Annotated in this window: 11 protein-coding genes; 8 read left to right on the forward strand and 3 right to left on the reverse strand. The window is 67.8% G+C overall.

What is annotated here, in order from left to right; translation table 11 throughout:
* Window positions 1-76 precede the first annotated feature (76 nt).
* Window positions 77-544: a hypothetical protein gene (locus J2X20_RS09795; RefSeq protein WP_310263860.1), complete on the forward strand. Its 468-nt coding sequence runs from the start codon at window positions 77-79 to the stop codon at window positions 542-544.
* Window positions 545-952: 408 nt separating this feature from the next.
* Here the strand turns inward: J2X20_RS09795 and J2X20_RS09800 are convergent, their stop codons facing one another.
* The 3 genes from J2X20_RS09800 to J2X20_RS09810 all read right to left on the reverse strand — a co-directional run bounded on the left by J2X20_RS09800 (window position 953) and on the right by J2X20_RS09810 (window position 5,198).
* Window positions 953-1,234, reverse strand: a complete 282-nt coding sequence (locus J2X20_RS09800) for a helix-hairpin-helix domain-containing protein (protein ID WP_310263862.1) — start codon at window positions 1,232-1,234, stop codon at window positions 953-955.
* Window positions 1,235-1,589: 355 nt separating this feature from the next.
* Window positions 1,590-4,487 carry an adenosylcobalamin-dependent ribonucleoside-diphosphate reductase gene (locus J2X20_RS09805; protein ID WP_310263864.1) on the reverse strand — a complete coding sequence of 966 codons (2,898 nt, stop codon included), beginning with the start codon at window positions 4,485-4,487 and terminating at the stop codon, window positions 1,590-1,592.
* 141 nt (window positions 4,488-4,628) lie between these two features.
* Window positions 4,629-5,198: a DUF1134 domain-containing protein gene (locus J2X20_RS09810; protein WP_310263866.1), complete on the reverse strand. Its 570-nt coding sequence runs from the start codon at window positions 5,196-5,198 to the stop codon at window positions 4,629-4,631.
* 101 nt (window positions 5,199-5,299) lie between these two features.
* On the opposite strand from J2X20_RS09810, the gene J2X20_RS09815 reads away from it, so the two are divergent.
* The 7 genes from J2X20_RS09815 (at window position 5,300) to J2X20_RS09845 (ending at window position 12,182) form a co-directional block, all read left to right on the forward strand.
* Window positions 5,300-5,734: a hypothetical protein gene (locus J2X20_RS09815; protein WP_310263867.1), complete on the forward strand. Its 435-nt coding sequence runs from the start codon at window positions 5,300-5,302 to the stop codon at window positions 5,732-5,734.
* Between the two features lie 39 nt (window positions 5,735-5,773).
* Window positions 5,774-6,157, forward strand: a complete 384-nt coding sequence (locus J2X20_RS09820) for a PilZ domain-containing protein (RefSeq protein ID WP_310265152.1) — start codon at window positions 5,774-5,776, stop codon at window positions 6,155-6,157.
* A gap of 99 nt (window positions 6,158-6,256) precedes the next feature.
* Window positions 6,257-7,354, forward strand: a complete 1,098-nt coding sequence (locus J2X20_RS09825; RefSeq protein WP_310263868.1) for a sensor histidine kinase — start codon at window positions 6,257-6,259, stop codon at window positions 7,352-7,354.
* Between the two features lie 163 nt (window positions 7,355-7,517).
* Window positions 7,518-8,564 (forward strand): sensor histidine kinase, encoded by a 1,047-nt coding sequence (locus J2X20_RS09830; RefSeq protein ID WP_310263870.1) that lies wholly within the window; start codon window positions 7,518-7,520, stop codon window positions 8,562-8,564.
* Window positions 8,561-9,331: a LytR/AlgR family response regulator transcription factor gene (locus tag J2X20_RS09835; RefSeq protein WP_310263873.1), complete on the forward strand. Its 771-nt coding sequence runs from the start codon at window positions 8,561-8,563 to the stop codon at window positions 9,329-9,331. The genes J2X20_RS09830 and J2X20_RS09835 overlap by 4 nt, the downstream gene beginning before the upstream one ends.
* Window positions 9,332-9,966: 635 nt before the next feature.
* Window positions 9,967-11,049, forward strand: coding sequence for a lipase family alpha/beta hydrolase (locus J2X20_RS09840; protein ID WP_310263875.1), 1,083 nt, complete (start codon window positions 9,967-9,969; stop codon window positions 11,047-11,049).
* A gap of 71 nt (window positions 11,050-11,120) precedes the next feature.
* Window positions 11,121-12,182 (forward strand): cupin-like domain-containing protein, encoded by a 1,062-nt coding sequence (locus tag J2X20_RS09845; protein WP_310263877.1) that lies wholly within the window; start codon window positions 11,121-11,123, stop codon window positions 12,180-12,182.
* The last annotated feature ends 145 nt before the right edge of the window (window positions 12,183-12,327 follow it).

The following is a 12,327-nucleotide window of genomic DNA, read 5'->3' on the forward strand; positions in this document are numbered from 1 at the left end:
TCCGACTGACCGTGCCCAACTGGTTCGGCGATCCCGGCCCTGAGCTGTTCCCGCCGCAGCCGATGGTGCTGCCGCTATGGCGTCGCGCCGTCGAGCCGCACCCGGCCGCAGGCCGACCGGCGCCGGCGCCCGCCTCAAGCACGCGATCACTGCATGCCAGGTCGCCACGCCCATGAGCGGCTTCTGGATCTCCACGCCCTTCTCGCAGGAGCCGCGCATCGTGCTGGTCCGCTGGCGCGCCTGGGAGGTGCAGGTGCCCAGCTACGACGCCCCCACCTGGCACCTCGTCGGCTATATCGAGCACGAGCATTGCGCCAAGGTCTCGTCGGCCGTCGCCTTCGTGCACATCGACACCGAAGAGGTGACCACCAAGACCGGCCGCACCTATGCGCTCAGCGGGCCGTCCAGCATCGATGCCGATGCGGCGCACCTCTGGGACAGCTGGCGCAAGCTGCATGGCGCCATCGTGCTGCGCGAGGTCACCACGGACATCCTGGATGGCAGGCAGCCGGTGGCGGTGAATCTGATCAAGCAGCCTGGGTAGAAGCCGCCGTCATGTGAAGTACCCCATAAACTGAAATCGTCTCTCATAGAGACAACGCGCCTGACAAGCCGGCATAAGCCGAAATCTAGACACCCCATAAGGTGAAATTTTCCTGCCGCAATAGCCCATAAGTTGAAACCCTTGGTCAAGGAATTGCTGTTCAAGCTTGAGACTGATGACAGCCCGTTTGCGCCAAGTCCTGGAGCCGAGCACCTCAAGAACTTGCTCCAGGTTGGACTCCCAGCAGCTGAAGAGCAACGACGTCCGGCACGTGGTACTTCTCACGATTTTGAAGTACGGCGAGCTAGCGCAGCGCTATTCCTTCACCTTAAGCCAGCGATGCGCTTCAGTTCCTGGTCGACTCTCTGTCGAACTGCTGCATTGTCTAGGGTCACGAACTCGCGAGCCTTACGGTCCTCCTTGGGCACAAACGGCACAACATCGAAGTAGAGGCGGTTGCCCTGACAAGCTCATCAGTGCGTCGCCGCCTGCAAGCAGCTTCATCACAGGCTGGTCGAGCCGAGCACGCAGGCTCAGGTCCTCCGCACTGGTGAACGGCGCCTTCCGTCGCGCCTCGACGATGCTCTGCGCCGCAGCCTCTCGCATGCCCTTGATGAGGCGTCGGCCAAGGCGCACGGCTGGCTTGGTGTCGATGTCCTCAAGCGTGCTGTCGTAGTTGCTGTAGAGCACGTCCGGAGACCTGCGGGCATTCAGCCGGGATGTCCTGCATCTCGAAGCGGTAGCCTTTGCGCACGCTGAGGAACTCCAGCGTCTTGCGGATACCGTCAGACGTTTCGTTCGACGTGTGCTACGGACTCCGCCGAATATCGAGTGAGCGCGCCAGCGTTTGCAATTCCCAATTGGCTTTAGCTGTGGCCATCCGTAGTTTGCCACTGCTGTGGCTGACGACCTCCAACCTGTAAGAAAAGTGCCCGGTAGTCGCCGGGCACTGAAGTCGTTCCGGCGCTCCGCCGGTTTCACCTTATGGGGGTGAAAGATTTCAACTTATGGGTCAAAAATTTCACTTTATGGGGTGCTTCACACGTCACCCGCACTGCCCCACATACCCGCACGCCGTGCAGAAATCGCAGCCGTCCTTGTGGATCATGGTCGCGTTGCCGCACTCCGGGCAGGGCTTGCCGGCCTGCACCTGCAGGGTGCCGGCAGCCGCGGCGAGCTTGGGCGCCGGGGTCTGCAGCAGGCCCATGTCGGTCAGCGGCTGGCCGGCTTCGTCGAGGATGCCGAGCATGGCGTAGCGATGGATGACCAGGCGCGCCACATAGGCCACGGTCGATGGCCAGACCTGCTGGCGGCGTTCGCCGTTCAGTGAAGGCACCGGCGCCATGAAGTGGCCCAGGGGCTCACCGACATTCAGCAGCTTGCGCAGCTTCATCGCTATCCAGCCCGGGTCCATGACGCGCATGTCCAGCGACAGCAGGCGGGCCAAACCGTCCAGGGCCTTGGGATAGTTGCCCGAGAAGCCCATGGCGCAGGGTCTGGTCACCGTGCCGCCATCGGGTGTCGGCAGCACGACCTCCTTCAGCGTCAGCGTGAACTGCTCGTTGGTGGCCGGGTTGTCCACGTCGACGGCCCAGGCCAGGGTGCCGGACACGCCGGTGCGCGGCTCGTTGCGGCTGAACATGGCGTCCACGACCGGCGTGGCGCCCCCCTCCTGCAAGGCACCGAGCTGCTCGCAGCGCCAGCGGATGACGGCGGCCGTCGCGGCGACGACGCCGGGGAAGAGGCGCTTCTCGCCACTCGGCGGCATGGGCATCTCGAAGGCGCGCTCCTCGGCGACCGTCGCGAGCGCGTCGAGCTTCAGGCGCAGCCAGGCCGCGTCGTTGGTGCGCAGGTCCATGGACAGGGTCTTGGCCAGGGCCGACAGGCCACGCGGCTGCTCGGCGCCATTGACCCAGACCTCGAAGGGCAGGTTGCGGCCGAACAAGCCGGCGTCCGGCCCTTCCAGCGGCAGCTCGCCGATGAAGAGGGCGAAGTCGCCGTGGGGATGCTGGATCAGATAGCTCCAGGCCGGGTTGCCGCCGGGCATGTCGGGGCGGCTGGGCCAGCGCAGCGAGGCGACGACGGCCTGGGGCAGGCGCTCGACCTTGAGGCGCTGGTTGGTGCCGTCGACTTCGGCGCGCAGCGGCTCGGGCTGCTTGACCTCTGGCGTGACACTGAGCACCGAGCCCAGCACGCTGTTGGGCCGGTAGGTGGCCAGGCCCTTGAGCTTGCTCTGCCAGGCCTGGATGTAGAGGTTCTGGAAGTCCTCGTAGGGATAGTCGGCCGGCACATTGACCGTCTTGCTGATGGACGTGTCGATATAGGGCGCGACGGCCGCGACCATCGAAGCATGGTCGGCTGCACTCAGCTCCAGCGCGGTGACGAAGGCGTCGGACAGCGGCGCATCGGCGCCGAACAGATGGCGGTACAGCCGCCAGGCATGGTCCTCGACGGCGTATTCCTTGAAGCCGCCGCCTTCGGTCTGCGGCAGGCGCTTCTTGCGCGTGTAGGTCCAGGAGAAGGCCGGCTCGATGCCGTTTGACGCATTGTCGGCAAAGGCCAGGCTGATGGTGCCGGTGGGCGCGATGGACAGCAGGTGGGAGTTGCGCAGGCCCTGGGTGCGGATCTTGTCCTTCAGTCCCTGCGGCAGGCGCGACGCAAAGCTGCCGCCGGACAGATAGAGGTCGGCATTGAAGAGGGGGAAGCTGCCGCGTTCGGCAGCGAGGTCGCTGGACGCGGCATAGGACGCGTCGCGCATGACCTCGCTGATGTGGCTGGCCATGTCGCGCGCCGCCTGGGTGTCGTAGCGCAGGTTCAGCATGACGAGGGCATCGCCCAGGCCCGTGAAGCCGAGGCCAACGCGGCGCTTGTTGCTCGCCTCCTGGGCCTGCGCGGGCAAGGGCCAGGGCGTCACGTCGAGCACGTTGTCCAGCATGCGCGTGGCCACGGCCACGACCTCGGCAAAGCCGGCCTCGTCGAACACCGGCCTGGCGCTGAAGGGGTCGCGCACAAAGCGCGTCAGGTCGATGGAGCCGAGGCAGCAGCAGCCATAGGGCGGAAGCGGCTGTTCGGCACAGGGGTTGGTCGCCGCGATCGTCTCGCAGTAATGCAGGTTGTTGTCGGCATTGATGCGGTCCAGGAAGAGCACGCCCGGCTCGGCGTGGTCGTAGGTGGAGCGCATGACCTGGTCCCACAGCTCGCGGGCGCGCACCTTGCGGTAGACCCACTGGCCATCGCCGCGCTGGTAGGCGCCGGCCTCGATCTGCTCGGCGCTCGGTTGGGCCTTGTGAGCCAGCTCCACCATGCCATCGGCCTGCACGGCCTCCATGAAGGCGTCGGTGACGCCGATGGAGATGTTGAAGTTGCGCAAATCGCCTTCGTCCTTGGCATGGATGAAGGCCTCGATGTCGGGGTGGTCGCAGCGCAGCACGCCCATCTGCGCGCCGCGACGGCTGCCGGCGCTCTCCACCGTCTCGCAGCTGCGGTCGAAGACGCGCATATAGCTGATGGGGCCGGAGGCATGGCTGCGCGTCGAACCCACCCAGGCGCCCATGGGACGGATGCGGCTGAAGTCGTAGCCGACGCCGCCGCCACGGCGCATGGTTTCGGCGGCTTCGGTCAGCGCGGTGTAGATGCCGGGCACGCCGTCCTCGGGCGTGGCGATGGAGTCGCCCACCGGCTGCACAAAGCAGTTGATCAGCGTGGCCGACAGCTCGGTGCCCGCCGCGGACATGATGCGGCCGGCCGGCACGAAGCCGCGCTGCTGGGCCTCGAGGAAGGCGGCCGTCCATTTCGCGCGCTCGGCCGGTTTCTCGGCCTGGGCCAGGGCGCGGGCCACGCGCTCGCGCAACTCGTCGGGCGTCTGCTCGCCGCCCTTGGCGTATTTCTCGATCAGGACTTCGCTGGAGATGTCCTGCACGGGCAGATCGGTGGTGCTGCTCACGGTGGGGCCTCGGATACGGATACTGTATGAATCAACAGTCTACGCCTGCCGGCGAGACGATGACCGCGAAGGGGCGAGATTGCCAGCCCGCCCGGCAGAGCGCTTTGACGGTACGCACAAGCGCGCGCTTTTTGCCCCTGCTCAGAAGGGGTTGATGCTCTTCTCGCGCCGGTAGTGGATATAGCCGACGCTCGCACCGGCGCGCAAGCCGACGCCCAGCCGGATGGGTGCGAGCACGATGCCGTGCAGGCGCTGGTAGTTGATGCCGGCACCGCCGATGTAGTACAGGCTGCCGTCCACGCCGGGGAAGCGCTGGTAGATGGCACTGGCCTTGGGCAGGTGGTAGATCAGCGTGAAGACCTTGGATGCATTGCCGCCCACGTCGAAGCCGATGGACGGGCCGGCCCAATAGACCTTGGCGCTGCCGCCCCCCTTCATCAGCAGCTCGCCGTCGCCATAACGCAGGCCGACGGTCACCGCGCCGCTGGCCTCCTGGCCCTTGATATAGGCGTTCGGGCGGCCCTGGTCCTTGAAGGCCTTCTCGATGACCTTGGCCAGGCCTTCGGTGGTCTGGCCGAAGAAATCGGTTGCAGCCTTGAGGACGGACTCCTCGTCATAGGTGCTGTCCGGGTCTTCCGCGGCCCAGGCGGGCAGGGCTGCCGCGGAAGCCAGGGCGGCCAGGTGTTGCAGATGCCTGCGGCGGTCGGTCATGGAGCTCTCCGTTCGGATGCGGGGGGTGTGGGCCAGCATAAACAAGGCAGTGTGAAGTTTGGCCGCCCTTTGCCACTGCACACAACCTAGACTCGATGGTCATGTCGTCCAACCCCGACCTCCAGCGGCTGTCCGCCGCCCTCGAATACGCCGACCTCGCCGCCGGCCTGTATCTGGCGGGCGGGGCCGACCAGGCCGCGCGCCTGCTGGCCGCCGCGGCCGAACAGCAGCTGGGCGACCTGGTGCGCCTCATCGATGCACCCAGCGCCACCGTGGACACCCGCGAGCTGCTGGCCCGCATCGCCCGCGCCCACCGGCCGGCCGTCGTGGCGCCGCGCCAGTCCCCGGAGCGCGACTGGGATGAGTCGCCGGTCGAGGTCGACGGCACGCGCGACGAGATCGTCGCCCTGCTGCGCGCCGCCTGGTTCATGCTGGAAGCCATGGGCCTGGCCTCGCTGGCCCCGCAGAGGCTGCAGCAGGCCGTGGAGCACAGCACCGTCTTCAGCAGCAGCACCGCGCTGGAACCTTTCGTCTAGGATCGGCCCAGCCCACTGCTGCGCCGCCGGGAGACCATCATCAGCACCGAACGCCGCCAATTCGCCCGCGTCGCCTTCGCCTCCGGCGCCGAGCTGATCACGACCCAGGAGCATCTGCGCTGCCAGGTGATCGACATCTCCCTCAAGGGTGTGTTGCTGCAATTGCCGGCCGGGAATCCGCCCCAGGTCGGTATGCCCTGCCTGGTCAAGCTGCCTCTCGGGGCGGGTGCCACCGGCGACATCGTCATCGCCATGGCCGGTGAGCTGGCCCATGTCGAAGGCCACCATGCCGGCGTGCTGTGCCGCAGCATCGACATCGAGTCCATCACCCATCTGCGCCGCCTCATCGAGGTCAATCTCGGCGATCCGGCGGCCTCGGAGCGGGAACTCAAGGCGCTGATTGCGGCAGCTGGCGCTGCCTGAGCCCAGTTGCCGGACCGGTCATATCCGGCTTGGCGCCGGATATGACCCGTTTCGTCGCATGCCGACCCGGCCTTGAGCCGGGCGCCGAGAATGGACCGGATGGAGGACCTCAGCCCGCTGCAAGCCTTTCGCCGCGTCTGCAATCTGCGCATGCTGGCGGGCGTCTACTATTTCTGCCTGCTCTATGCCATCTCGCGCGCCCTGACCTGGTTCGGCGAAGGCGACGGCGACCTGGCCGACGCCTTCTTCGACCTGATCCGCTTCAGCCGCCAATGCCTGCTGACCGGGATTTCCCTGCTGGTGATGGTGGGCTTGGCCGAGGCCTTGCTGGCCGGCCGGCGCTGGAAGCTGTCGTCCGCACTGACGCTACAGGCCCTGGCCGTCGCCTCCGGCGCCGCCCTGGGCACCTGGCTGCGCTACGCGGTCTCGTCCATGAGCGACCCCAGCAACAAGGTCAAGCCGGCCTGGGTCATCTCCACCATCTCGCTGTGGGCGCTGCTGGGGGGCATCGCCTATGCGCTGCTGCTCGTCAGCCGCGCCCAGCGCCAGGGCCGGGATGAGCTGACCCGGCTGTTCCGCGAGCGTGAGGCACTGAAGACCCAGCAGACCGAGGCCCAGCTGTCCGCGTTGAACGCGCAGATCGAGCCCCACTTCCTGTTCAACACCCTGGCCAACGTCAAGCGCCTGTACGAGACCCAGCCCGAGCGCGGCCGCAACATGCTGGTGGCCCTGATCGCCTATCTGCGCGCCGCACTGCCCGGCATGCGCCGGCATGAATCCACGCTGGCCGACGAGCTGGAGCTGGTGCGCCACTACCTTGCCATCCTGCAGATGCGCATGGGCGAACGCCTGTCCTTCGACATCCAGGCACCGCCCGAGCTGCTGACAGCCCAACTGCCAACATTGGTGCTGCCGACGCTGGTGGAGAACGCCATCAAGCATGGTCTGTCGCCGCTGCCGGAGGGTGGCCGCATCCTGATCCGCGCTGGCCATGCGGCCGACGGCGGCCTGACCGTCGAGGTGGCCGACAACGGCCAGGGCTTCGGCGCGGCCAGCGGCGGCGCCGGCGTGGGCCTGGCCAACACGCGGGCCCGTCTCGCCGCCCGCTTCGGCGATGCGGCGACGCTGGAGCTGGAAGCCGCCCAGCCGCGCGGCGTCATCGCCCGCGTGCACCTGCCGCAGGAGGCGCTCGCGTGAGCCAGCCCCTCGCCCAGTCTTGCCCCGCTGCACGCGGGCAAGCCCAGTCGATCCCCCGAGGGGACGGCGATGCTTGCCGGATTGACCGACAAGCACATCGCCAGACGGGCCGGCTCGGGAGCGGCCCAGCGCTCGGCCCGCGAACGCAGCTGGAGTCCACGAGATGATCCGGCATGTCTGGCAATCCTGGCGCTCGCTGCGTTGGCCCGAGGCCCTGGTCTTTGTCAGCGCAGGCCTGCTCTTCGGCGCCATCGACCTGACCTCGCTGCTGGAGCTGCGCGTCGGCGACCAGTTGCTGCCCGTGATTGCCCGCCAGTTGAGCCTGCCGCTGATCAGCTGCGCCGTGCTGCTGCTGTGCTGGCTGCCGGCCGCGCGCAGCCATCCGGCCCACCCGGCACGGCGCCAGCGCCTGGTGGCAGCCACCGCCCTGGGCGCGGTGCTGTCCATGGGCGTCATCTATCCGCTGGCCGCCGCCCTGCCCTGGCCGTCGCTGTGCGACATCTATGCCCAGACCCACGGCAAGATGAAGTGCACGATGTTCCGCATCAACGCCATCATCGGCGACACGCTGTGGGTCTTCATGCCGGCACTGATGATCGTCGGCGTGCTGGAATTTCGCACCCTGCGCCGCCGCCAGGACCAGGCCGCCCAGGACCTGCTGCGCGAGCACAGCCAGCTGCGCCGCCATGCCCTGGCCTCGCGCCTGGCGGCCCTGCAGGCCCAGGTCGACCCGGCCCTGCTGTTCGACGCCCTGGTCTCCGTCGAGCAGGCCTATGGCCGCGACGACCCCGGCGCCAGCGCCCGGCTGGAGCGGCTGATCCGCCATCTGCGCGTGGCGCTGCCGCGGCTGCGTGATGCCGGCGCGACGCTGGGCGGCGAGGCGGAGCTGATCGCCAGCTACCTCGACCTGCTGCGCGACCTCAACGGCGACCCACCCGTCTTCGAATGCGAACTCGGCTCGCGCGGCGCCACGCAGCTGCCGCCCATGCTGCTGTTGCCGCTGGTGCAGCGCGCCGTGCGCCTGGGCCATCCCAGGCGCTGCTGGCTGAAGGCCGAGCAAGGCATCACGCTGGGCTTTGATCAACCCGGCCTGTGCAGCGAGGACGAGGACCTCGCCTCCCTGCGCGAGCGCCTGGCCGTGCTGGACGCCAAACTCGTCTGCACCAGCGGCGACGGCCGCACCGAGTTCATGCTGGAATTGCCGCCATGAGTCTGATTGCACCGACCGCGGTGGTCGCCGAAGACGAAGCCCCGCTGCGCGGCGAGCTGGTCGAGCAGCTCGGCAAGCTCTGGCCCGACCTGAGCATCGTTGGCGAGGCCGCGGACGGCCTGGAAGCGCTGCGCCTGCTCGACGAACACCAGCCCGACATCCTCTTCCTCGACATCGAGATGCCCGGCGCCACCGGCATCGACGTGGCCCGCCAGGTCAACGGCCGCGCCCATGTCGTCTTCGTCACCGCCTATGACCAGTACGCCATCGCCGCCTTCGACCAGGGCGCCGTCGACTACCTGCTCAAGCCGCTGGCCGGTGCCCGCCTGTTCACGGCCATCTCGCGATTGAAGGCGCGGCTGGGCCAGGCGCCGGCCCAGCTGGGCGGCGTGCTGGACCAGCTCGGCGCGAGGCCCGCCGCCACGCCCTCGGCCGTGCGGGCGCCGCTGCGCTGGATCAATGCCTCGGTGGGCCAGACCCTCAGACTCATCACCGTCGACGAGGTGATGTTCTTCCAGAGCGACAACAAGTACACGCGCCTGGCCTTGAAGGACGGCGAGGCCCTGATCCGCAAGCCGCTGAAGGAGCTCATCGACGAGCTCGACCCGCAACAGTTCTGGCAGATCCATCGCTCGACGCTGGTCAATGTGAACGCCATTGCGAGTGTGAGCCGGGACTTTCGCGGCCGCATGCAGATCAAGTTGAAGCACGGCACGGAGATGCTGCTGGTGGCGGAGAGTTGTGCGCATCTGTTTCGGCAGATGTGAGGTTTTGGTTTTTAGGTTGCCTTTGCGAAGAGCCTTTCGACTCGTTGCAGTGAGCCGGGAGTCCGCCCCGGCAGGGCGGGTAACTTTTCTCTGACGCGCCAGAGAAAAGTCACCAAAAGAGGAGCGCTGAATGCAATCCGCACTCGAGAGGTGGCATGCGCCCGCGTTGCTCGGATTGGGACTCGCCCCCAAGCGACCCGCTGCGCTCTCGCTGCTGTCCCTGTGCAGAGCACCATCCATCGCCTCTTCAGGCCGGTTAACGCCGGCTGCACGCCGGGCTCATCAGGAATACCGAGCAGCCGCGTCGCCCGAGCGACGCCGCATTCGCTTTTGCTCGTGAGCACGGCGTGCAGCCGCGCGTCGGACGGGCTGCTGGCGCGATGGATGGTGCTCGTGACAAGTCAGACGCGAGAGCGCAGCGGTTCGCTTCTTCCCGCGATGCCGCTGGTTGTTTTCGCGCGCCGCTCATCGTGGCGTCGCGGTCGTATGCGGTTCAGGGCCTCTTCTTTGGTGACTTTCTTCTGGCCCCGCAGAAGAAAGTTACCCGGCCGCCGGGACGGACTCCCGGCAATGCAACGAGCAGACGCTGCTCTACGCCAAAGCACCCCACACAACATCAGCGGCATGATGCGTCCATGCCCAACCCCCAGCAGCTCCGCGGCGCCAGCCGCCTCGCCGTCGACGCCACCACCGGCGTCACCAACCTCGTCGAGGCCGTGCATGCCGAGATCTCCCGGCTGCCGCTGACGAAAAAACGCGAGCGCACCTTGGGCATCACCGGCCTGGTCTACCGCAGCGTGCGCGGTGTGACGAAGCTGGTCGGCGGTGGGCTGGACCTGGCCCTTGGTGCGTTGACGCCGCTGTTGGGCCAAGCCGAAGCCGACCGTGCCAACGCCGTGCAGGCGGCACTGAACGGCGTGCTGGGCGACTACCTCGAAGACACCGCCAATCCGCTGGCCACGACGATGCGCCTTTACCCGCTCGTGGATGGTGCGACGGGTCCGGCCCTTGTCATGCTGCACGGCCTGTGCATGAACGAGGCGCAATGGCGGCGTGACGGCGCCGATTTTCCTGCCGCCCTCGCCGCCCTGGGCTACCAGCCACTGGGCCTGCGCTACAACAGCGGCCGCCCCATCTGGAGAAACGGCGCCGAACTGGCCAAGCTGCTCGATGCCGTGCCCGGTCCGATCACGCTGCTCGGCCACAGCATGGGTGGACTGGTCATTCGCAGTGCCATCGCCCAGGCCGGCCGGCGGCGCTGGCGCCAGCGGCTGCAGGCCCTGGTCACACTCGGCACGCCGCACCAGGGCGCACCGCTGGAACGCGGTGGCCAACAGGTGCAGCAGCTGCTCGATGTCAGCGCCTATTCGCGGCCCTTGGCCCTGCTGGCCGCGCGGCGCAGCGCGGGCATCCGCGATCTGCGCCATGCCAGCCTACTCGAAGCTGACGCCGGCAAGGCCAGCGTGCTGCCGCTGCCCGAAGGCGTGGCCTGCTACGCGGTCGCCGCCACGACATCGAAGAAACCGGGTGGCTCGCCGGCCCGCTGGCTGGGCGACGGCCTGGTCCCGGTGGCCAGCGCACTCGGCCAGCACCGCTCGCCAGCCCGCCGCCTGGCCTTCACCGACACCGCCCTTTTTACCGGCCTGGGCCATCTGGCCTTGCAGACCGATCCGGCCGTGTTGCAACAGCTGCAAGAGTGGCTGCACCCCTGCCCCTAACCCGTCCCGGCAATACCAGTTGCGGCCCCCTCACAATGCCGCTCGCTGGCCCGCTTACACCCCTTGCCGCCATGACGCTCTCCCCGATCAAGCCCCCGCCCCGGCCCCGCCCCGCGGCCCTGCTCGACCTGACGCCCGACTGGCTGCTGTGGGTGGCCGACAACCGGCTCTGGGACTGCGCGCCCGCCTCCATGCTGGACACCATGATCACGGCCGGCCAGGACACCGAGACGGCCGCCGCCGCCATCGGCCAGATCGAGCAGGATCCGGTCTTCCAGGCCGCGCGCCGCCAGCAGCAGATGCTGCGCAAGCTGGAGTCGGTCTGCAACAACCTGCAGAAGGTCTGGCAGCAGGACCCGGCCTATGCCGTCGTCGAGAAGCGCCGCGGCGTCGGGCGCGATGAATTCCTGCAGCGCTATGTCTACGGCTGCCGGCCCGTCATGCTGACCGACATCGCCGAGGACTGGCCGGCCATGAAGCGCTGGTCGCCGGCCGACCTGAGTGCGCGCTTCGGCCATCTCGAGGTCGACGTGCAGGTGGGCCGCAACACCGACACCCTGTTCGAGCAGAACAAGGAAAAGCTGCGCCAACGCATGAAGGTGTCGGAGTTCGCCGACCTCGTCGTCAACGGCGGCGCCACCAACGACCACTATCTGACGGCCAACGACGAGATGCTGCGCCGGCCCGAGTTCATGCCGCTGCTGCAGGACATCGGCCGCATGCCGCCCATCTGCGACCCGGCCCTGCTGCACACCGCCGCCTCCTTCTGGTTCGGCCCGGCCGGCACGCGCACGCCCCTGCATCACGACACGCTGATGCTCTTCCACACCCAGGTCGTCGGCCGCAAGCGCTGGCGCTTCGTGTCGCCGCTGCAGACGCCGCTGCTCTACAACCGCATGGGCGTCTACAGCCCCATCGACCTCGACGCGCCGGACTTCAACCGCTACCCACGGCTGCGCGAGGCCGTCGTGCTGGAGACGGTGCTGGAGCCCGGCGACACCCTCTTCCTGCCGCTGGGCTGGTGGCATCAGGTGTCGTCGCTGGAGATGAGCATGTCCTTTTCGTACACCAACTTCGACGCCGGCGTGCCCAACGAGTTCAAGTACGAAAACCCCAGCATCGGCAACTGGTAACGGCCGGCGGCAGCGCGACATCCTGCACGCCGGTGACGCGGGCAGCGCTGCCGGGCGCGCCTGCATGGGCACGGCCCTCCTAGACTTGGAGCGGGGCATTCGATCACCGCGGACATGAAGCACAAGCCAAGCAGGCCAGGCCGGC

Source organism: Roseateles saccharophilus (assembly GCF_031458095.1).
GTDB lineage: Bacteria > Pseudomonadota > Gammaproteobacteria > Burkholderiales > Burkholderiaceae_C > Pelomonas > Pelomonas saccharophila_A.